This window comes from Vibrio sp. 05-20-BW147 (genome assembly GCF_013369385.1).
Classification (GTDB): domain Bacteria; phylum Pseudomonadota; class Gammaproteobacteria; order Enterobacterales; family Vibrionaceae; genus Vibrio; species Vibrio floridensis.
In genome coordinates this window covers 1-21,878 of record NZ_SZTO01000016.1, presented here as the reverse complement: position 1 = coordinate 21,878, position 21,878 = coordinate 1, and the positions used below count along the sequence as shown (strand labels likewise).

The window sequence follows — 21,878 nt, the reverse complement described above, 5'->3', positions numbered from 1 at the left end:
CGCGACAGGAGACGATGGAGTGTTGAAAATCAGCACAGCAAGGCGCTGTGCTGGGTTAAATAACTACTTCGTTGCGTGATAAATCGAGAACTTATTGGTCTTATTTAGAGTCGCGCAATTACTGAATGCTTTGTCAATAATGGGTGGGTACTTTAAGAAATTATTGGCCACGATAATCAGTTCGCCGACATGATTTAAGTGCTGAGGTGCTTGGCCAAGCAGTGTTTCCGCAGCATTGTAGTTTGTTTCTAGACCACTATGAAACGGTGGGTTAGAGACAATGAAGCGATAGTCATCCGCTGTATCGGAGTATATGTCAGAAGCAAAAACACGGCCTTGTAATTGATTAGCCTTTAATGTTGCTTGGCTAGAGGCTAACGCGTAAGCGTTAATGTCACACATTTCCAGTTGAATCGAAGGATTATTCTTCGCCATATAGGCTCCGATAACGCCTGCGCCACAGCCAAAGTCGAGCACTTTCCCTTGTAACGATGGAAGACTCTCAATCAGTAGTTTACTGCCCAAATCAAACTCACCATGACTAAAGACACCAGGAAGGCTTTTTACACTTAGTGTCTGCTCATTGATAGTGATTTCGTAACTGCGGAACCAATCAGATTGCTTAAATGGCGCAGGCTGGTTGATACACTGTCCCCAATAAAATGAGCAGCGCCGCGCAGAATCGTACTTGTTCACGGGGCCGTAGGCGTTGAACATTTTTTCAATACTTTTGATACCAGAACGGTTCTCGCCAACCACCACAATTTCGCATCCTTTGCCCAACTTGCTCATCAACATCGACAATAAGTATTCTGCTTCCGCTTTGGCTTTCGGCCAATAAAGCAGCAATAAGTCTGCATTTGTTTCTGAATCAAATTCACTGCCAAAGTAGCTGGTCACGTTAGTGTTAGATTCAATTTGACGAAAGTAACTGTAGTTTGACGTAAAGAGAGTGACTGATTCACAGTGTTTGCTGAGCGAGAGAGGAAACAAATCTTCGATTTCACCCGCGACAAGAACGTGTTTTCCGTGAAAGTAATCAAGTTGGCGCTCAGCAATTTGGCTTGGGGCAGTATAGGCAGACATGGGATGGTATCGGTTGGAAATAAAGTGGGCAGATTCTCGCATACTCTGCCCACAACGTGAAGTAGCGTGTGGGTTAGCTATTATCCTGCCGATTCAGGAAGCCTTGGAACTCTTCCTCGTAAATATTAAAGAGCACCATGGTGACGGCGAAGATCAATGGGCCATAGATTAAGCCTATGAGTCCGAATAATTGAATACCGCCCAATAACGAAAAGAAAATCATCAGAGTATTCATCCCAGCACTACCTTGCATTAAGAACGGGCGGAGTAAATTGTCGATCGAGCCCACAATCGCAATGCTCCAAATCGTAAGGAAGATTGCCCATCCAGTTTCGCCAGTTAGGAACAAGTAGATGGTCGCTGGAATCCAGATTAACGCGGTGCCGACCACGGGAATAAAGGAAGCAAAGCCCATCATGGTGCCCCAGAACAATCCTGGGAAACCGGCGAGCCACATCCCCAAACCGCCAGCAATACCTTGTGCAATCGCGGTGAGAAAAGAGCCCATTACTGCAGACTTAGAAACATTTTCAATCTCGCTCAATAGCTTATCTTCTTGGCTGCGCGAGAGCGGAAGAATATGCCGAATGGCACTGATGATTTTGTCGTGATCGCGCAATAAGAAAAAGAGCACAAACAGCATCAAGAAAAAATCCATCAGGAAGTTGGTTGCGTCACCGAGTATTTTTGCGCTGATGGCGACAAGGTTTGAACCAAATGAGGTGGCGAGTTGACCAATTTTTTCAGCAATCGATTTGGCGTCAATATTGTCAAAGGGTAAGTACTCATTCACTAACTTCAAGCCCTTAACAATCCATGGATGGCCAAGAACTTGTTGTATGCCACCATGCGTGACCCATTGATAGGTGTTTTGAGAAAAAACAGACCCTTGCTGTACGATAGCTGCGAAGACAAACAATAGAGGCACAACAATAATAAAGGTTAACACAACGCAAGAGAGCAGAGACGCGACATTGCGGTGTTTAGGCATTTTGCTTTCAAACCAGTCGTGAATGGGAAACATCAACAGCGAAATAATGAAAGCCATGATAATGGAGTTGATGTACGGCTCGACAAGAAGATAGCAAGCCATCCCTGCGGCTAAGAGTGCGACGATCAAGACCCAGTGGCTTGAACTCATTTTTAGTTTATCTGGCACAGTGGCAATCCAATTAGTTGCAGTTTGTCGTTATAATGACCTTAAATTCAATGGTTATCAATGCAATGGGAAGAATATGGGGTGTTGTAATAATGAGACAAGTTGCCAAGAGCAAAACCATTCTGTTCAGAAGCGCTGCCGAACAGTGCCATGGTTTACTTTGACCATGTTGCTCCTTGCGGCTCTGACCGCATTTTACTGGCAATAAAAAGGGCCGCACTGCGACCCTTCTGTTCATGCTAAATACACTTATTTGCTTTCTGCTACCAAAATAGCAAAACAGCGATCAGCGGCTTCAAGTGTGGCTTCGATTTCTTTGCTGCCATGTGCCAAAGACGTAAAGCTGGCTTCGAAAGCGGAAGGTGCCAAATAAACACCGTGATCAATCATCAGGTGGAAGAAACGCTTAAAGCGCTCAATGTCGCACTTGGTGACATCTTCATAGCAAGTGATCTGCTCTTGCTCTGTAAAGAAGAAGCCAAACATGCCGCCCACTTGGTTCACAACCAGTGGAATACCATGCTTTTCTGCCAGCGACTTAAAACCATCCGCTAGTTGTTTGGTTTTTGCAGCAAGACGTTTTTCATTGCCTTCTTCACGCAACAACGTTAGACAAGCGTAGCCGGCTGCCATCGCTACAGGATTACCTGATAGTGTACCTGCTTGGTAAACCGGACCTGTCGGAGCAATGTATTGCATGACTTCTTTACGACCACCAAATGCGCCCACAGGCATACCCCCACCAATGACTTTACCAAGCGTGGTCAAGTCTGGTTTGATGTTGTAGTGAGCTTGTGCACCACCAAGCGCAACACGGAAACCGGTCATCACTTCGTCAAAAATCAGTAGTGCGCCTTCTTGATCACAGATTTCGCGCAGCCCCTCGTGGAAGCCTGCCACTGGAGGAATACAGTTCATGTTGCCCGCAACCGGCTCAACGATGATACACGCAATTTCACCTTTGTTTGCTGCAAACAGCTCTCGTACCGAATCGAGATCGTTAAATGTAGCGGTTAGGGTATGTTTTGCAAAATCAGCAGGAACACCAGGAGAGCTAGGCTGGCCAAGAGTTAGTGCACCTGAGCCAGCTTTGACAAGCAAGCTGTCTGCATGTCCATGGTAACAACCTTCGAACTTCATGATTTTGTCACGCCCAGTATAACCACGAGCGAGACGAATCGCACTCATGGTTGCTTCTGTGCCTGAACTGACCATACGCAGTTGTTCCATAGAAGGAACCAGTTCAGAAACCAGTTCCGCCATTTTGATTTCCATTTCAGTCGGCGCACCGAAACTCAAACCACGTTGAGCTGCGTCAATCACCGCTTCACGAATCACCGCATGATTGTGGCCAAGAATCATAGGACCCCATGAACCGACATAATCGATGTAAGCTTTGCCATCCGCATCAAAGATGAAAGCGCCGTCGGCTCTTTCGACGAAAATCGGTGATCCGCCTACGCCGTTAAACGCACGAACGGGAGAGTTAACGCCACCAGGAATGGTTTGCTGGGCTTTTTGATACAGCTCGGCTGATTTGGTCATGGGATTATCCTCTTCTGATTGCTCGGACCAAGTGGCGGGCATTGTAACGCTCTAAACCGCAGTTAGGAATATTTTGCTTCGGTTTATGACTTCATTCACGGGTTTTATAAAAATGATCTGTTTAGATAACGAGTATTTGGTAAATCATTGTAGACAATGACGTGGTGAATACTTGAACGTCTTGGTCAGGTATTGGATAATCGAGCGAAAGCTAAAACAATACCATTGTCTGTGTGCTCTTATTTTAAAGAGCCTCTGGCAGTAATACACGAGTGAGAGAGGTCGTCGTGAGCGATATGAATCTACCATTATCTTTTTCTGATGCAGCAGCGGCGCGCGTTAAAATGTTGATTGCTGAAGAAGAAAATCCAGCGCTGAAATTGCGTGTTTACATTACTGGCGGTGGTTGCAGTGGCTTCCAGTACGGCTTTACTTTCGATGAGAGTGTTAACGAAGGCGATACCACAATTGAAAATAGTGGTGTGACTTTGGTCGTTGACCCAATGAGTCTGCAGTATTTGATTGGTGGTGTGGTTGATTACACTGAAGGGTTAGAAGGTTCGCGCTTTTTTATTGATAACCCTAATGCGACGACAACCTGCGGTTGTGGTGCATCGTTTAGCGTGTAATGTCAGTTTAACGCTGATCTTAAAGGTGATTGGGTATTAATCCAATCACCTCAGCCTAACGTATTAGGATGTCATGTTAGGCTTGCTCCAGATTCTATCTTGCTGAGCATAAAAATCAAAAAGGACTTACTATGTCTATAAAACAACAGGGGCGTCAGTTCATTCAACGCCCGTGGTTAGTGTCAGTTGCTATTATCGTTATTTTGGCTATTTGGTTAAGCGTTGGTGGGACAAACGCTCAAGAGTCAGCCCCAGACAAAGCGTCACAAGACATCCCTCTAGCAAGCGTTGTTACTCAAACGTTTGATGCAAAGCCGACTTCCCGAAGCTTGGAGCTTTATGGTCGCACGGCTCCCAACCGCCAAGCTCGTTTAGGCGCTGAAATTGCGGGCAAAATTATTCGTTTAGAAGTCGATAAAGGCCAGTTTGTTCGCAAAGGGCAGGTGATAGCACTAATCGATAAGCGTGATTTGGACTATCGTTTACAACGAGCCAAAGCTATGCTCGAAGTGAAACAAAAAGAGTTCAAGGCCGCTCAATCTTTAAAGAGTCGAGGCTTGCAGGGAGAAGTCGCCTTTGCAACCGCAGAAGCCGCACTCGTTGATGCCAAAGCGAACTTGAGTAATGTGGAAACTGAGCTAAGTAATACCGAAGTTAGAGCTCCTTTTGACGGCATTTTGGACAGCCGATTTGTCGAAGTGGGTGATTTCGTGGGGATTGGTGATCCTGTAGCAACGGTGATTGACTTACAGAAGTTACTGATTGAAGCGGATGTCAGTGAGCGTCACGTTCAATATCTTCAAGCGAATCAAACGGCTCAAATTCGTTTGATTGGCGGGCAACTCCTCAACGGTAGTATTCGATACGTCGGACAAGTTTCCTCCCAAACCACCAATACTTTCCCGATCGAAATTGAGGTGGATAATAGCCAACACCGCATCCCAGCGGGAGTGAGCGCTGAGGTGCAATTGACCTTAGACGAAACTTCGGCCATCAAAGTCACCCCCGCGATGCTAGCACTGGATGAAAGCGGTAACTTAGGTGTGAAAACAGTAAAAAACAGTTACGTACGTTTTGTTCCCATCCAGCTGGTTAAGGCAGAACAAGATGGTGTATGGCTCTCTGGTTTAGGAGAACGTGCAGATATCATTGTGTTAGGACAAGGCTTTGTCCGAGATGGTGATCTGGTCAATGCGCAGCTAAACACAGACATCGTGAACGATTAAGGAGAAAGCCATGTTATCTGTCATAGATGCGGTTCTTTCTCGCTCACGTACCATGATGACGCTGTTAGTAATGATTTTATTGGCAGGGGTCGTCACCTATATGACCATTCCGAAGGAATCGAGCCCTGATATTACCATTCCCATTATTTATGTATCGGTAGGTCATCAAGGCATTTCACCTGCAGATGCTGAACGCTTGCTCGTGCGCCCAATTGAACAAGAGCTTCGTTCAATTGAGGGGGTTAAAGAGATGACTTCAACTGCAGCGGAGGGGCACGCTTCGGTCATGTTGGAGTTTACGGTTGGGGTGGATCTTGCCAAAGCGATGGCGGATGTACGCGACGCCGTAGATTTAGCCAAGCCCAAATTGCCTGCCGACAGTGATGAGCCTACCGTTAATGAAGTTACTTTGGCTTCGGAAGAGCCGGTACTGTCAGTGGTGCTTTATGGCACTCTACCAGAGCGCACCATTGTTCAAATTGCTCGCCAGTTACGTGATAAGTTAGAGAGTTATCGCCAAGTCCTTGAGGTTGAGATTGCTGGTGATCGCGAAGACATCGTTGAGATCATCGTCGATCCCTTATTGATGGAAAGTTATGGTCTCGATCAAGGTGACATATACAACCTGATCGCGTTAAACAACCGAGTGGTCGCGGCGGGTTTTGTTGACACTGGTTATGGCCGTTTCTCGGTTAAAGTCCCTTCGGTGTTTGATTCATTAAAGGATGTCTTAGAACTACCAATCAAAGTGGATGGCAAGCAAGTCATTACGTTTGCCGATGTGGCGACGGTGCGTCGTGCGTTTCGCGATCCAGAGTCTTTCGCTCGGCTAGATGGCAAGCCAGCAGTCGTATTAGATGTGAAAAAACGCGCGGGTGAGAACATCATTGAAACGGTGGAACTGGTTAAACGCGTGATTGAAGAAGGACAAAAACGCGCAGAATGGCCAGATAACTTATTGGTGAAGTACACTTGGGATCAATCGGAAGACGTTGAGTTGATGCTCAACGATCTGCAAAACAATATCTTATCGGCAATTATTTTGGTGGTGATTGTTATTATCGCCATCTTAGGGGTAAGAACCGCACTGTTGGTCGGCATTTCGATTCCTGGGTCATTCCTAACGGGATTATTGGTGTTAGCTGTGTTCGGCTTAACCGTGAATATCGTGGTGCTGTTTTCCCTGATCATGGCGGTAGGCATGCTGGTGGATGGTGCAATCGTCGTGACAGAGTTCGCCGATAGACGAATGCAGGAAGGCGTTGAGCGCAAAGAAGCCTACCGAGATGCGGCTAAGCGAATGGCATGGCCAATTACCGCATCAACAGCCACGACGTTAGCTGCGTTTGCACCACTGCTTTTCTGGCCAGATATTACAGGCGAATTCATGAAGTATTTGCCGCTAACACTTATCGCAACCTTGGCGGCCTCGTTGATCATGGCCTTGCTTTTTGTGCCTGTGCTTGGCGGGCTTATTGGTAGGCCACAGAATGTCTCGCGTGAAAATCAGCGACGAATGGTGGCACTGCACAATGGTGAGTTTGATAAAGCGACGGGTATTACCAAGCTTTACTATCAAACCTTGGCTATCGCTGTGCGACACCCCCTTAAAATTCTCCTTAGCGCGATTTTAATGGCGGGTGGTGTAGGTTTTGCCTACAACAAGGCTGGATTAGGTGCTGAGTTTTTCCCCGAAGTGGATCCGCCTTTCTTTACTGTGAAAGTCCGCTCTTATGGTGATCTGTCGATTTTTGAGAAAGACATCGTGATGCGTGATATCGAACAAGTGATGCTTGGTCATGATGAGTTTGAAAGCGTCTACACCCGAACCGGTGGCGATGACGAAATTGGCCAGATACAAATTACACCAGTAGACTGGCAATACCGTCGTAAAGTCAAAGAGATTATTGATGAGTTAAAACAAACTACATCCACGTTCTCTGGGGTTGAGATCGAATATAAATTTCCCGATGCAGGGCCACCTGTTGAGCATGACCTTGTCATCGAAATGTCTTCTCGAAAACCAGAATTATTGGATGATGCCGCGAAGCTCGTTAGGCATTGGGCAGATAACAACCCAGCTCTGACCAACTTGAGTGATAGTTCCAGCAAGGAAGGGATCGATTGGCAAATAGATATCCGCCGAGATGACGCATCGCGTTTTGCTGCTGATGCTACTTTAGTTGGTAACACCGTCCAATTTGTCACTAATGGTTTGAAAATTGGTGATTACTTACCGGATGACGCCAATGAGGAAGTGGACATTTTGGTTCGCTATCCAGAGGAAAAACGCGATATTGGACGCTTTGATCAGCTTAGAGTGAAAACTCAAGCAGGTCTGGTTCCAATTACCAATTTTGCTCAAATTAAGCCAGAGCCGAAGCAGGACACCATCAAGCGCATTGATGGTCAACGAGTAATCAATGTAATGGCGGATATGGTAGAAGGTTACAACTTAGCGCTTGAACTGCCAAAGATTGAGCAAGCGCTCAGTCAGCTTGGTCTACCAGAGGGGGTAGAGTTTCGGATTCGAGGGCAAAATGAAGAGCAAGAACACTCTTCAGCCTTCTTGCAAAATGCCTTTATGATCGCGTTGGCCGTAATGGCACTTATCTTGATCACTCAGTTTAATAGTTTCTATCAAGCGTTTTTGATCCTCAGTGCTGTACTCTTTTCCACGGTTGGGGTTTTTGCTGGGCTGTTGATTTTCCAAAAACCGTTTGGCGTCATTATGTCGGGGATTGGGGTTATTGCCTTGGCGGGTATCGTGGTGAACAATAATATTGTGTTGATTGATACCTATAACCAGTTACGCCAGAGAGGTTTAGATAAGGAAGAAGCGATCTTGCGCACAGGGGTTCAGCGTTTAAGGCCGGTGATGCTCACTACGGTGACGACCATACTTGGCTTGTTGCCGATGGTGCTTGAAATGAATATCGATTTGATTAATCAAAAGATTGAGTTTGGCGCGCCAAGCACCCAATGGTGGTCTCAGTTAGCCACTGCTGTCGCGGGGGGGCTTGCTTTTGCTACGGTACTAACGTTAGTACTGACACCCTGTATGCTGATGTTGGGGCGAGAGCACCGAGTGATGAAAGAAGAAAACGTTGCGGAGGATGAGGTAGTTGAGGACGTTCATACTGATATTCCACCAGCAGCGAACTCTGAATCTGGAAAAGTCGTCGGTCTGTAATCTCCAACTTCTATTAAGCAAAAGAGAGGCAAACCTTGCCTCTCTTTTGTTTTTAAGTGGGTTAGTTCATTGCCAGTAACTTACTGTAGCGCTCTAATTTATCGAGACGCAGTTTAGAATTGGCGATGAAGGTCTCTTTTGCTTGTCCGCTCAACGATTGAGCTTGAGGTAAGCTGACCGTTCTGGGGTTTTTATGAACCCCGTTAACCAAGAATTCATAATGCAAGTGAGGGCCCGTTACACGGCCTGTCCCGCCTAGAGTACCAATACTTTGACCTTGTTTGACTCGTTGTCCGGTTTTGACTAATTTCTTTTGTAGATGCAAATACTTCGTCAGATAAGTGTTGCTGTGGCGGATAAACACATAGTTGCCGTTAAATTGGTTGTACCCTGCTTGTTGTACGACACCATCGCCTGCTGCCCAAATTGGTGTGCCGACGGGCGCAACGTAATCGGTACCTCGGTGCGCTTTGACTTGTCCGGTGACGGGATGTAGTCGACGAGGATTGAAGTTAGAGCTTACGCGTCGGAAATCGATAGGTGCCCGCAAGAACGCTTTCTTCATTGCTCGCCCGTTCTCGTCGTAATAGTTGCCTGTTTTGTCATCATAGATAGCGGTGAAGGTATCGCCTTGGTTGTGGAAAATGGCTGCAATAATTCGGCCACGACCGATGACTTCGCCCTCCACAACCTGTTCTTGATAAAGCACGCGAAAGCTGTCGCGTTCACGAATGTCTTGAGCAAAGTCGATATCCCAGCCAAAAATTCCGGCGAGCTCCATGATTTGGTTCGCAGTCAGGCCTGCGCCAATCGCGGCGTTCCAAAAATTTGATGTAATGGCCGCTTCAGCATAAGCGAACTGGTAGTTCACTTCTTTGTTGTTGAGTTGAGAAGTATATCCAGCGGCGGTTCGGCTGATTTCGAAAGTTTCAAACGCGCTCAACTGGCGTCTGAGCTTGACGAGTTGATCCTGTGCATCAAAGCCAAACTGCAATAGATCACCTGGCTTCAAGCGAGATAATTGGTTTTTGATCTCATCATTGGTTGTGATCAGCTGATGAAGCAAAGATGCTGATAATCCGATTCGCTGGAACAAAATCGCAGCGCTTTCCCCTTCATTGACACGATATCGTTCCCATCGATGTACTGAGGACTCTGCCGATAAAGCAGGGCTAATGGACAAGCGTTGCATCTCGATATCAACAGGGTAGTGACGCCCCAATTCCAAACGGTTCTCTTTAGGACGTAACTCACTGGCGTTAGGCAAAAGAAACAAGGCGACAAAAATCATCGCGCTAAAAAAGCCGATCAGCACTTTGTGCAATATGGGAAGACGGGCAAAAATTGAAAGCATATCGAGTTTATACGGTTGATGAAGACAAAATTAACAACGGAACAGTCTAACTTGTTTCAAAAATCATCGCTATTCAAGTAAGATGTCCAGCTATTATATTTTGCCAAATTTGTGGGAGTGAACAAGCATGGCGAGCATTGAAGCCGCTTTAGCCGAGATTAAGCGCGGTGTTGAAGAGCTGATTCCAGAAGAAGAGTTAATCGCAAAACTAAAAGAAGGTCGTCCTCTTCGCATTAAATTGGGTGCCGATCCAACTGCGCCTGATATTCACTTAGGTCATACCGTCATTTTGAATAAGCTGCGTGCATTTCAAGATCTTGGCCATGATGTGACATTTTTGATTGGTGACTTTACTGGTATGGTCGGTGATCCAACGGGTAAAAACTCGACGCGCCCACCGTTGACTCGTGAAGATGTGCTACGCAATGCTGAAACCTATAAGCAGCAAGTGTTCAAAATTCTTGATCCTGCGAAAACGAAAATTCAGTTTAACTCTGAATGGTTGTCTGAGCTTGGTGCCGAAGGCATGATTCGTCTTGCGGCAAACCAAACTGTTGCACGTATGCTAGAGCGTGATGATTTCAAAAAACGCTATGCAGGTGGTCAGCCAATCGCGATTCATGAGTTTATGTACCCACTTCTACAAGGCTATGACTCTGTAGCGATGGAAACCGACGTAGAGCTCGGTGGTACTGACCAGAAGTTTAACTTGCTAATGGGCCGTGAACTGCAAAAAGCGAACGGACAAAAACCGCAAGTGGTATTGATGATGCCTCTTCTTGTTGGCCTAGACGGCGAGAAGAAAATGTCAAAATCAGCCCACAACTACATTGGTGTTAGCGAAGCACCAAGCGAGATGTTTGGTAAGATCATGTCCATCTCAGACGATCTGATGTGGAGCTACTACGAGTTGCTTTCTTTCCGTCCATTGGAAGAGTTAGCTCAGTTCAAAGCGGATGTTGCAGCAGGTAAAAACCCACGTGATATCAAAGTACTGTTAGCAAAAGAGATCATTGCTCGTTTCCATAGTGAAGCCGATGCGGATGCGGCAGAGCAAGAGTTCGTGAACCGTTTTGCGAAAAATCAGATCCCTGATGAAATGCCGGAGTTTACTTTTGCTGTAGGCACGCCAATGGCGAACTTGCTAAAAGAAGCAGAGCTATGTTCATCAACATCGGAAGCGATGCGTATGGTGAAGCAAGGCGCGGCTAAGATGGACGGTGAAAAAGTAGAAGATGCCAAAGCAGAACCAGCCGTTGGCACCTATGTGTTCCAAGTAGGTAAACGTAAGTTTGCTCGAATCACCATTGCGTAAGACGATCTTTTAGGTCATCTCAACTGTTATTGAAAAGCGCCTTCTTAAAGGCGCTTTTTTTCTGCTTGTTGATAGGTTTTGAAACGTAATATAAACCAAGTTTCAAAGAGGAGAAGTGACAAAATGGCGTACTGCCAATGCGTACCGTAAGCCACAAAAAATAATACGCTGAGCATGGATACCCAAATCAACAGCAAAGAGTGAATTTTTTCTCGCCGCGTTAAACCTTGTTTCTTGTTAAGGCGCTGTGCTAAAGGGCCAAGCTTAGGATGGTTGAGTAGCCACTGTTGAAAAACAGGGGAAGATTTCCCGAAACAGTAAAGTGCCAATAGGATAAAGGGCACCGTGGGTAACAGTGGTACTGTGATGCCAATCGTGCCTAGAATGACACACGTCCAGCCAATGCAGTTGTAACCTTTACGGCGAAAGGCTTCTTTGTCTTTTATTGGGTGATGTTTCATGATGATATTCCCCAGCCAAATATCAACAAGTATGGCTGGGGTTTAGCTTAAATGGTAACTTGTGCTGTTTATCGTTAGTTGTGTTTTACTTGTGTAAACTCAACTAAATCTCGATAAAACTCACGCTCAAAGCGTGTGATAGGCGCAACATTGCCACTCTCTTCTTTATCAGGGTAGTAATCGGTAATAAATTGAATGAAGGCGGCGCTTGGCTGTCCATTCTGATCTAACACAAATCCTGCCATATTATAGCTGCCATAAAGTGAGCCACTTTTAGCGACGATCTGCCCTTTAACTGGATCACTGCGCATGCTTTGGCGGTACTTGAGGGTGCCGGACTCTCCGGATTTGGGCATCAATGCCACTAAGCCGAGCTCTTTGTCGTGTTGCCAGATGTATTTCAAGATCGACATCATATCCATAGGGTTGATTCGATTATTACGCGACAAGCCCGAACCGTCGGCGAGTTGAGCGCGAGAAAGATCGATTCCCGCTTTGGAATAAAGGATCTGTTTCACCGCTTCAGTGCCATTGGCAAAGCTACCCGGTTGCAAGTAAAAGCGAGCCCCAATCGCTTTGGTAAGGTTGTCGGCAATAAGATTATCAGAGTCCTTTAGCATAGTGTCTAATAACTCTGGCAAGGTAGCTGAAGAGTGGCTGGCAATGACATTGGCTTTATTTGGCATGACACCAATTTTAATTTCTCCACCAAGTTCAATTTTGAGCTGTCTCAACAAGGTATATAAGGTTCGACTCGTGTATTGAGTTGAGTCTTGAATCGCGAACTTAAGGGGCAACGGTTTGTCTCTCTCAACCAGACAGCCTTGCAATTGATATTGGTTGTTATCCCCCGTCAACAGCTCTAAGTTGCAATGATTACTCTGCTGGATCGCTTTAGAGACGGTTTTCGCATTGGTTGTGACGTGAATCGGGTACTGCTCTGGCACGTAAACTCGAGTATTGCCATCGGCCAATGTGTAAATAGAGGCCTGAGCGCAGTTCTCATCTAATGTGATGGCACTTGAAGGAGCACTGTAGCAAACCCCCAAAATATCCCAAGGCCAACCCACAGCGCGCTCATAGCCTGTAAACACCGAGTTATCGAGCCAAAGGTCTCCACGAATGTTCGCGCCATTCTGCTGCTTGTAGGCTTCTAAAAGCTGTTTTAAATGTGCGGTTTTAAGCGTGGGATCGCCAGAGAAACGAATGCTGATGTCACGGCCATTGCTTAACAGTTCGGTGGTGAAGGCAAAGTCGTCTTCAAGTTCCAGTTTGGCCGCTAGGGCGGTGGCCAGTTTGAGTGTGCTTGCTGGCGGAAAAAAGCGGGTATTTTGCGCTAAGGTTTGCCAAGAGGTTTGGCTTTGTAAGTCTTCAACCCAAATACTGCTTCTACTGCCATCTGGGAGGTTGCTTAGCGGTGAGTATTCTTCTGCCTGAATGGTGGAAGAAGTAGCAAGCAAGAAGCAAAAGCTCGATGTGAAAAGTGAAGCGAGAAAACGCATAGTGACAACCCAATCTATCTAGAATGGCTTGATTATAGCGAGGATAAAAAACGCCCGCTAGTTGCGGGCGTTTGCGATTCAGTCAAGGCTGAAATTAGAAGTCGTAACGTAGACCTAGTGCTAGCTCGTCTTCTGCATCAACCTTAGAAGCTGTAGTGTTGCCACCAACTTTACCTAGCTTATCGCCAGAGTCGATTAGGTTAAAGTTGTAAGAAACGTAACCACGGAAGTTAGGTTTGAAGTAGTAGGTTGCGTCAATGGCAAAGTTATCAGCAGAAGTTTGGCTGTTCGTTTCTGCGTTGTTGTACGTAGTAGTGAACACGGTTTGACCCATAGTGTACTTAGCTGCTAGCTCGTAACCAGTGTAATCGCCGTCTTTCTTCGCTTTTTCGCCATCTGTGTAGATACCTGCAAAGTATAGGTCGCCCATAGTGTAAGACGCCGCTAGCATGTATTCATTTTGCTCGTCTTGATCAGCGTAACCACCACCAAGAGTTAGACCGGTTTGGCCGATAGCGTAGATAGCAGATAGAGAGTAACCATCTTGACCGTTATCCACATATTTACCAGCGTCTGCGCCAGTGCCTTCTGAACGGTCAGCAAAACGGTAGCTTGCTTTCACGCTAAGTGCGTCGAATTGGCCTTTGTAAGCGATCATGTTGTCTACGCGGTCAGCAACAGCGATTTTATCTGCCGCAGAGTTACCGTGGTAAGCCATGATATCGGTGAAGTCAGTGATTACGCCTAGTGCGCCATCGTTTTTACCGTAAGTCACTTCACCGAACTTGCCACCTAGACCCGCGTAAGTGTAACGATTGTCTAGGTTGTTGTTGGTTTTGTTTTCGCCTTCATCTGCAGTAGTGAATTCACCTTCGTAGAAACCAACGCCGTATAGGCCGTCTTGGATTTCTACTTTACCTAGGAAGTTAAGACGGATACGAGAGTTGTCTGCAACTTTACCATCTTTCATAGATAGGCGAGCTTCAGCACGGCCACCCATGTCTAGAGAAGTACCATCTTGGTTGTAAAGTTCAGCAGCGTTAACACCAGTTGCCACTGCAGCAGCAGATACAGAAAGTGCGATTAATGTCTTTTTCATTGTTTTGTTGTCCTAGTTTAGCTGTCCATAATCTTTTGGATTGTGAGAGCAATATCTCACAGATTATCACTATGGTTCTAGATTCATAAATGAGATGAATCTCAAATAGTCACACTAGAGTTATTGGTTGACGTCAATGTTGTACAACTAAAGTTCCTTGATCTGTTAGTAAAATAATATAAATTCCGATTTTGAACGGTGTTCAATTGTTTGGTTTATATCTTAAGTGTTTGTATTTTGCGGCTTATATTTGCCATGACACTCTGCTGACATTGGTTTTTTTTATGTTTTTTTAGTTAATTTTCCTCTCAAAAAGTGGTGTTGTTGGCGTTTAAATAAAGCCAAATAAAACTGATAAGTTACAGGAATGAGTTCTAGGAAATGGCTTTTTAGGTTCAGTGGCAAGGAGGAAATGGACACAATCAATTTAAGATGATCTAGACTGAAACTTTGTTTACACTAGACAAAATTAATCCGTTCCGTAACTACCCAAACCAGTGTTTGGGTAGGTTTTTTTTTGTCCAAAGTTGACTTTGGCATTGAGGTTGAAAATGGAAAAAGTTCCAATGACGGTTCGCGGCGAACAGTTGCTGCGCAAAGAATTAGATCGACTTTTAAAAAGACGCCCATTGATCACTGAAGCGATTGCAGAAGCTCGTGAACTTGGCGATTTAAAAGAAAATGCTGAATATCATGCAGCTCGAGAAGAGCAAGGTATATGTGAAGCGCAAATTCGAGATATCGAGTACAAGCTTTCCATGGCTCAAGTTATTGATGTCAGTAAAATGGATAACGCGGGTAAGGTGATTTTTGGTGCGACTGTCACTTTGATTGACTGTGATACTGAAGAAGAAAAAACCTACCAAATCGTGGGTGATGATGAAGCGGACATTAAATCTGGCCGTATCTCTGTCAACTCACCGATAGCTCGTGGCCTTATTGGCAAGATGGAAGGTGACGAAGTGGCCATTTCTACGCCTGGTGGCACGAAAGACTTTGAAATTGATAGCGTCGAATATTTGTAATTTGATGGCTCGCAGAATGAAAAAGGTCGCCAATGGCGACCTTTCTTTTGTGCTTTGAAGAAGCGTTAACGAATTACTTACGAGGAAGTTCGATTTTTCGCTCTTCTGATTGACGGAAAAGAACAAGTGTTTTTCCGATGACTTGAACTTTTTCTGCGCCTGTTTCGCGCACAATGGCATCAACGATCAGCAACTTTGTTTCACGATCTTCAGAAGCGATTTTTACTTTGATCAGCTCGTGGAAGTTTAGTGCGATCTCAATTTCGGCTAGCACGGCTTCAGTAAGTCCATTTGCGCCCATTAGCACAACAGGTTTTAAACTGTGAGCTAGGCCTTTTAGGTGCTGCTTTTGTTTGGTGCTTAGGTTCATTACGCCGCCATTTTTGTTTAAACTAAGGGTTGAAAAAACCTATTTTAACGCCATCTATTGCTGAAGACTATAATTTATTAATTAATAGGTTCTGCCTATTAAATTGATAACTCTGCAACTGGCTTTTTTGAGACTAGAATGAGTAAACAAAAACATTCAGCGAGCTCTGGCCGCTGGTTAAAAGAACATTTTGACGATAAGTATGCGAACGAAGCCAGAAGAAAAGGTTACCGTTCTCGTGCTATCTTTAAACTTGAAGAAATTCAACAAAAAGACAAATTGCTAAAACCAGGCATGACGGTCGTCGATTTAGGTGCAGCTCCAGGTGGTTGGTCTCAATACGCTATTGGTGTGGTTGGAGATTCTGGACGCGTAATTGCTTGTGATATCTTGCCGATGGATTCCATTGCTGGTGTTTCTTTCCTACAAGGTGATTTTAGAGAAGAAGCGGTACTGGAGGCGTTATTGAATCGCATTCAACCTGATATGGTAGATGTTGTGATGTCGGATATGGCGCCTAATATTGCCGGCAACAATTCAGTTGATCAGCCTCGTGCAATGTACTTAGTTGAATTGGCTTTAGATATGTGTCGACAAGTTCTTGCGCCTAATGGTAGCTTTGTTGTAAAGGTTTTCCAAGGCGAAGGCTTTGATGAATATGTCAAAGAAGTCCGAAACATGTTTAAAGTCGTAAAAATCAGGAAACCAGACTCATCGAGAGCGCGCTCACGAGAAGTCTTTGTCGTAGCCACTGGTTACAAAGGTTAACTATTTGCCTTCACAGGTAAAAGTTAACACTATAGATACAGGTTACAAACTGTAGTACCCTACCTTTAATTACAATTAGTTATCGAGAGGCTGACACCTTGAGTGACATGGCAAAAAATTTAATTCTGTGGCTGGTTATCGCTGTCGTGCTAATGTCGGTATTCCAGAGCTTCGGCCCTGGGGAAAATAATGGCAGAGCAGTGGATTACACCACATTCGTACAGGAAGTTGGTCAAGGCCAGATTCAAGAAGCGACATTTAAAGACGGTCAAATTACCTTCGTTAGACGTGGTGGTGGCGGTAAGTTTGTGACTTACATGCCAGTATATGACCAGAAGCTATTAGATGACCTGATCAACCAAAACGTAAAAGTACAAGGGACACCACCAGAAGAGCAAAGCTTGCTCGGTACTATCTTCATCTCTTGGTTCCCAATGATCCTCCTTATTGGTGTGTGGATTTTCTTCATGCGTCAAATGCAAGGCGGCGGCGGTAAAGGCGCCATGTCATTTGGGAAAAGTAAAGCCCGCATGATGAGCGAAGAGCAGATCAAAACGACATTTGGTGATGTTGCAGGCTGTGATGAAGCGAAAGAAGACGTTAAAGAACTTGTAGACTACCTACGTGATCCTAGCCGTTTCCAGAAACTGGGCGGTAAGATTCCAACTGGTGTGTTAATGGTTGGTCCTCCTGGTACCGGTAAAACGTTGCTAGCAAAGGCGATCGCTGGTGAAGCGAAGGTGCCATTTTTCACCATTTCTGGTTCCGACTTCGTTGAAATGTTTGTTGGTGTTGGTGCATCGCGTGTTCGTGATATGTTTGAACAAGCGAAAAAAGCCTCACCCTGTATCATCTTCATTGATGAAATCGATGCTGTTGGTCGCCAGCGCGGCGCAGGTGTTGGTGGTGGTCACGATGAGCGTGAGCAAACACTAAACCAAATGCTAGTTGAAATGGATGGTTTTGAAGGTAATGAAGGTATCATCGTTATTGCCGCCACTAACCGTCCAGATGTTCTGGACCCTGCATTACTTCGTCCTGGTCGTTTTGACCGTCAGGTTGTCGTTGGTTTGCCTGATGTGCGTGGTCGTGAGCAGATCCTAAAAGTGCATATGCGCAAAGTACCTTTAGCGGGTGATGTTGAGCCTTCGTTAATTGCCCGTGGCACGCCAGGCTTCTCTGGTGCTGACCTTGCAAACTTGGTAAATGAAGCAGCGTTGTTTGCTGCGCGTGGTAACAAACGTAATGTCTCCATGGTTGAGTTTGAGCTTGCTAAAGATAAAATCATGATGGGTGCAGAACGTCGCTCTATGGTGATGTCTGAAGAAATCAAAGAGTCAACAGCCTACCATGAAGCGGGTCACGCCATTGTCGGTCGCTTAGTACCGGAACATGACCCTGTTTATAAAGTTTCGATCATTCCTCGTGGCCGTGCTCTCGGTGTTACCATGTATTTGCCAGAGCAAGACCGAGTGAGTATGTCTCGTTTACATCTTGAATCTATGATTTCAAGTCTGTACGGTGGTCGTTTAGCGGAAGAGTTGATCTATGGTGTTGATAAAGTATCGACAGGCGCTTCCAATGATATCGAACGTGCAACAGATATTGCGCGTAAGATGGTGACTCAGTGGGGCTTCTCAGAAAAACTAGGTCCAATGCTGTATGCGGAAGATGAAGGCGAAGTATTCTTGGGCCGTAGCGTAACACAGACCAAACATATGTCTGACGATACTGCTAAGTTGATTGATGATGAAGTTCGCAAGTTAATTGATCGCAATTACGAGCGCGCAAGGCAGATACTGATCGATAATATGGATATCATGCATGCAATGAAAGATGCATTGATGAAGTATGAAACGATTGATGCTGGCCAGATTGACGATTTAATGGCACGCAAAGAGAGCATTCGTGAGCCTGCAGGCTGGGGCGATAAAGCGACCTCAGAGAAAACGGTACAAGCAGAAGCGAAAGCAGAAGAAAAACCGGCTGAAACTGATGCGGCTAAGCAGTCTCAAACTGAAGAAGCAGAGCAACCTACTGACAAGAAAGATGCAGAATAATAGGTTTCGTTAACTAGGAAAAACCCCGAGGTGACTCGGGGTTTTTGTGTTTTAAATATGATTCTATATTCAAACAACAAATCTTTAGACCTCTCTACCCCTGTTGTCATGGGGATTCTAAACGTCACGCCTGACTCCTTCTCTGATGGAGGAAAGTTCAATGCCCCCGCGGCTGCCCTTGCTCAAGCAGAAAAAATGATCAAAGCCGGAGTGAGTATTATAGACATCGGGGGGGAGTCTACTCGTCCTGGGGCACCAGAGGTTTTAGTGGAGGAAGAGCTTCAACGTGTAATTCCTGCCATTAAGGCAATTCGTGAAAAATACGATGTGTGGATTTCAATTGATACCAGTAAAGCGCAAGTGATGGAGCAAGCGATAGCCGCCGGTGTCGATTTGATTAATGATGTCCGTGCTTTGCAGGAGCCAGGGGCCCTTGCGGTTGCAGCAAAAGCCCAAGTCCCGATTTGCCTGATGCACATGCAAGGCCAACCTCGAAGCATGCAGCACAGCCCAAGCTATCAAGATGTGTTAAAAGAAGTTAGCGAATTTTTGGAAGAGCGTGTTGCAGCCTGTCAAGAGGTCGGTATTGCGAAAGAGCTGCTCATTCTTGACCCTGGGTTTGGTTTTGGCAAAACCATTGAACACAATTATCATTTGTTAGCGCATTTAGAGGTGTTTCAGCAATTAGGTTTGCCTATTTTAGCGGGCATGTCTCGTAAATCGATGGTTTTTAAATTACTGGACAAAAAGCCTGCAGAGTGCATGGTGGCTAGTGTAACATGTGCGACGATTGCTGCTATGAAAGGCGCTCAGATCATTCGTGTTCATGACGTTGAAGAAACCGTTGAAGCGATGCGAGTCATTCAAATGATGCATAAAAATATCTGAGTTAAATAAGAATATAAGAAGGAATAAATATGTCGGATAAAAGACGTTATTTTGGTACAGATGGTGTTCGTGGAAAAGTAGGTCAGTATCCTATTACTCCCGACTTTGTACTAAAACTTGGCTGGGCTGCAGGTCGCGTTTTGGCGAAGCAAGGAACCAAAAAAGTTATTATCGGTAAGGATACTCGTATTTCCGGTTACATGCTTGAGTCTGCACTCGAAGCGGGTCTGGCTGCTGCGGGGTTAAAAGCAACATTTACCGGTCCAATGCCGACACCCGCTGTCGCTTACCTGACACAAACATTTCGTGCGGAAGCAGGCATCGTTATTTCTGCTTCACACAACCCATATTATGACAATGGCATCAAATTTTTCTCTTCCGAAGGGACTAAATTACCCGATGATATTGAGCTCGCAATTGAAGCAGAACTCGATAAAGAGATAGAGTGTGTTGAATCTGCCGAACTGGGTAAAGCGACGCGCCTCAATGATGCAGCAGGACGTTACATCGAGTTTTGTAAAAGTACTTTCCCTTCCGCCCTTAGCTTGTCAAAACTTAAAATCGTTGTCGATTGTGCAAATGGTGCCACCTACCATATCGCCCCGAGCGTATTTACCGAGCTTGGTGCGGATGTGATTGCTATGGGCGTAACACCAAATGGAACGAACATTAACCATGAGGTAGGTGCGACCGATGTCCGCGCTCTTCAGGCACGTGTACTCGACGAAAAGGCCGATTTAGGCTTGGCGTTTGATGGCGATGGTGACCGAATTATCATGGTCGATCACTTAGGTAATAAAATCGACGGCGACCAAATTGCTTATATTATTGCGCGAGATGCATTGCGTCGTGGTGAGCTAAAAGGGGGCGTCGTAGGCACCCTAATGACAAACCTTGGTATGGAAAACGGATTAAAACAACTGGGCATTCCGTTTGTACGCGCTGCGGTTGGCGATCGCTATGTGATGGAAAAACTGTTGGAGAAAGGTTGGAGAATTGGTGCTGAAAACTCTGGTCACGTTATCCTATTGGATAAAGTGACGACGGGGGATGCAATTGTAGCCGCGCTACAAGTTCTTGCTTCGGTAGTTGGTAGCGAACTCTCCCTAAATGAGCTTTCTAAAGGTATGAGCCTGTACCCGCAAGTATTAGAAAACGTACGATTCACTGGCGATAGCAACCCATTAGAAGCGGACGCGGTGAAACATGCAGTAGCAGAAGTCGAAACAACACTAGGCACAAAAGGTCGAGTTCTACTGCGTAAATCAGGCACCGAGCCACTAATTCGTGTGATGGTAGAAGGCGAAGATAGTGAACTTGTACAAAACAGCGCACTTAAAATTGCACAAGCAGTGAAAGACAACTGCTAAATTATCACAAGCTTATCTTCTAGAATGTGAAAGGAGCTACTTTGAAAGTAGCTCTTTTTTTCGGTTAAAATTGATATTTTGCCCCTTTTTTGACCGTTCAGTGCATTGTGTTCTTTTTTTTGTATTTTTCGCTTGTCATGAATGACACCTTTCGTTAGTATTGCTCGGCCTTCAGTTAGGAGGATGCTAGCCTTGTTCTTGAGTGTCTAATTGGGACGTGAGAACGGCGCTGGCTCAACAATTTGGAACATAGGTGGAAAAATGTTTAGCGTTCTACTTGTGATTTACCTGTTGGCAGCGCTTGGTGTAATTGGCCTTGTGTTGATTCAGCAAGGTAAAGGCGCAGATATGGGAGCCTCGTTCGGAGCAGGTGCATCAAACACAGTTTTTGGTGCTGGCGGCTCAGGTAATTTCCTAACCCGAACAACTGCTATTTTAGCAACAGTATTTTTTATCGTGAGCTTGACTCTTGGTCGTATGTCTACACATAAAACTGAGTCTCAGTGGATTGACCCAACACAAGGTCAAGTTATTGAACAGGTTCAAGATAGCACGAGTGAAACTCCTGCTCAGTCAGATGAGATTCCTCAATAAGCGAAAGCTTTGAATTTGCCGAGATGGTGAAATTGGTAGACACACTAGCATGAGGTGCTAGCGCCTATGGTGTGAGGGTTCGAGTCCCTCTCTCGGCACCATTGTTTTACAAACTTGTAAATAACTGTGTTGAGCGTATAATGCTCAGCTAGTCGGACGCGGGGTGGAGCAGCTTGGTAGCTCGTCGGGCTCATAACCCGAAGGTCGTCGGTTCAAATCCGGCCCCCGCAACCA

18 protein-coding genes and 2 tRNA genes are annotated in these 21,878 nt (G+C 45.5%); 12 read left to right on the top strand and 8 right to left on the bottom strand.

Annotation, left to right across the window (positions count from 1 at the left end):
• Positions 1-63 precede the first annotated feature (63 nt).
• From rsmC to hemL, 3 genes are all read right to left on the bottom strand, one after another.
• Positions 64-1,086 carry a 16S rRNA (guanine(1207)-N(2))-methyltransferase RsmC gene (gene rsmC / locus FC652_RS14785; protein ID WP_176299263.1) on the bottom strand — a complete coding sequence of 341 codons (1,023 nt, stop codon included), beginning with the start codon at positions 1,084-1,086 and terminating at the stop codon, positions 64-66.
• 73 nt (positions 1,087-1,159) lie between these two features.
• The gene (locus FC652_RS14780) at positions 1,160-2,245 is read right to left on the bottom strand and encodes an AI-2E family transporter (protein ID WP_176299204.1); all 1,086 of its coding nucleotides are present in this window, start codon (positions 2,243-2,245) and stop codon (positions 1,160-1,162) included.
• Positions 2,246-2,494: 249 nt separating this feature from the next.
• Positions 2,495-3,790 (bottom strand): glutamate-1-semialdehyde 2,1-aminomutase, encoded by a 1,296-nt coding sequence (hemL, locus tag FC652_RS14775; protein WP_176299203.1) that lies wholly within the window; start codon positions 3,788-3,790, stop codon positions 2,495-2,497.
• A 287-nt stretch (positions 3,791-4,077) separates the two neighbouring features.
• Here hemL and erpA point away from each other — a divergent pair, with 287 nt between their 5' ends.
• The 3 genes from erpA to FC652_RS14760 all read left to right on the top strand — a co-directional run bounded on the left by erpA (position 4,078) and on the right by FC652_RS14760 (position 8,838).
• Complete coding sequence (erpA, locus tag FC652_RS14770) at positions 4,078-4,419, top strand: iron-sulfur cluster insertion protein ErpA (RefSeq protein ID WP_176299202.1); 342 nt, start codon at positions 4,078-4,080, stop codon at positions 4,417-4,419.
• 131 nt (positions 4,420-4,550) lie between these two features.
• Positions 4,551-5,645, top strand: coding sequence for an efflux RND transporter periplasmic adaptor subunit (locus tag FC652_RS14765; protein WP_176299201.1), 1,095 nt, complete (start codon positions 4,551-4,553; stop codon positions 5,643-5,645).
• Positions 5,646-5,655: 10 nt separating this feature from the next.
• On the top strand, positions 5,656-8,838 hold the full coding sequence (locus tag FC652_RS14760; RefSeq protein ID WP_176299200.1) for an efflux RND transporter permease subunit: 3,183 nt from the start codon (positions 5,656-5,658) through the stop codon (positions 8,836-8,838).
• A 61-nt stretch (positions 8,839-8,899) separates the two neighbouring features.
• Here the strand turns inward: FC652_RS14760 and FC652_RS14755 are convergent, their stop codons facing one another.
• Complete coding sequence (locus FC652_RS14755; RefSeq protein ID WP_176299199.1) at positions 8,900-10,192, bottom strand: peptidoglycan DD-metalloendopeptidase family protein; 1,293 nt, start codon at positions 10,190-10,192, stop codon at positions 8,900-8,902.
• Between the two features lie 127 nt (positions 10,193-10,319).
• On the opposite strand from FC652_RS14755, the gene tyrS reads away from it, so the two are divergent.
• Entirely contained in the window at positions 10,320-11,507 is a 1,188-nt protein-coding gene (gene tyrS, locus FC652_RS14750; RefSeq protein ID WP_176299198.1) for a tyrosine--tRNA ligase, read from the top strand.
• Positions 11,508-11,551: 44 nt separating this feature from the next.
• On the opposite strand, the gene FC652_RS14745 is transcribed toward tyrS, so the two are convergent.
• From FC652_RS14745 to FC652_RS14735, 3 genes are all read right to left on the bottom strand, one after another.
• Complete coding sequence (locus tag FC652_RS14745; RefSeq protein ID WP_011079603.1) at positions 11,552-11,968, bottom strand: YbaN family protein; 417 nt, start codon at positions 11,966-11,968, stop codon at positions 11,552-11,554.
• 74 nt (positions 11,969-12,042) lie between these two features.
• Positions 12,043-13,470, bottom strand: a complete 1,428-nt coding sequence (dacB, locus tag FC652_RS14740; protein ID WP_176299197.1) for a serine-type D-Ala-D-Ala carboxypeptidase — start codon at positions 13,468-13,470, stop codon at positions 12,043-12,045.
• Between the two features lie 94 nt (positions 13,471-13,564).
• Positions 13,565-14,569 (bottom strand): porin, encoded by a 1,005-nt coding sequence (locus tag FC652_RS14735; RefSeq protein WP_176299196.1) that lies wholly within the window; start codon positions 14,567-14,569, stop codon positions 13,565-13,567.
• Between the two features lie 551 nt (positions 14,570-15,120).
• Here FC652_RS14735 and greA point away from each other — a divergent pair.
• Positions 15,121-15,594, top strand: coding sequence for a transcription elongation factor GreA (greA, locus tag FC652_RS14730; protein WP_176299195.1), 474 nt, complete (start codon positions 15,121-15,123; stop codon positions 15,592-15,594).
• Between the two features lie 73 nt (positions 15,595-15,667).
• Here the strand turns inward: greA and yhbY are convergent, their stop codons facing one another.
• A complete protein-coding gene (yhbY, locus tag FC652_RS14725; RefSeq protein ID WP_176299194.1) occupies positions 15,668-15,964 on the bottom strand; it encodes a ribosome assembly RNA-binding protein YhbY in 297 nt (98 codons plus the stop codon).
• A gap of 138 nt (positions 15,965-16,102) precedes the next feature.
• Between yhbY and rlmE the strand changes: the two genes are divergently transcribed.
• The 7 genes from rlmE (at position 16,103) to FC652_RS14690 (ending at position 21,878) form a co-directional block, all read left to right on the top strand.
• Complete coding sequence (rlmE, locus tag FC652_RS14720; protein WP_176299193.1) at positions 16,103-16,732, top strand: 23S rRNA (uridine(2552)-2'-O)-methyltransferase RlmE; 630 nt, start codon at positions 16,103-16,105, stop codon at positions 16,730-16,732.
• Positions 16,733-16,839: 107 nt separating this feature from the next.
• Positions 16,840-18,792: an ATP-dependent zinc metalloprotease FtsH gene (gene ftsH / locus FC652_RS14715; RefSeq protein WP_176299192.1), complete on the top strand. Its 1,953-nt coding sequence runs from the start codon at positions 16,840-16,842 to the stop codon at positions 18,790-18,792.
• Positions 18,793-18,849: 57 nt separating this feature from the next.
• Positions 18,850-19,680 (top strand): dihydropteroate synthase, encoded by an 831-nt coding sequence (gene folP, locus FC652_RS14710; RefSeq protein ID WP_176299191.1) that lies wholly within the window; start codon positions 18,850-18,852, stop codon positions 19,678-19,680.
• Positions 19,681-19,709: 29 nt separating this feature from the next.
• The gene (glmM, locus tag FC652_RS14705) at positions 19,710-21,050 is read left to right on the top strand and encodes a phosphoglucosamine mutase (protein ID WP_176299190.1); all 1,341 of its coding nucleotides are present in this window, start codon (positions 19,710-19,712) and stop codon (positions 21,048-21,050) included.
• A gap of 261 nt (positions 21,051-21,311) precedes the next feature.
• Positions 21,312-21,644: a preprotein translocase subunit SecG gene (gene secG / locus FC652_RS14700; protein ID WP_176299189.1), complete on the top strand. Its 333-nt coding sequence runs from the start codon at positions 21,312-21,314 to the stop codon at positions 21,642-21,644.
• A 17-nt stretch (positions 21,645-21,661) separates the two neighbouring features.
• Positions 21,662-21,745, top strand: a tRNA-Leu gene (locus FC652_RS14695).
• Positions 21,746-21,801: 56 nt separating this feature from the next.
• A tRNA-Met gene (locus tag FC652_RS14690) sits at positions 21,802-21,878 on the top strand.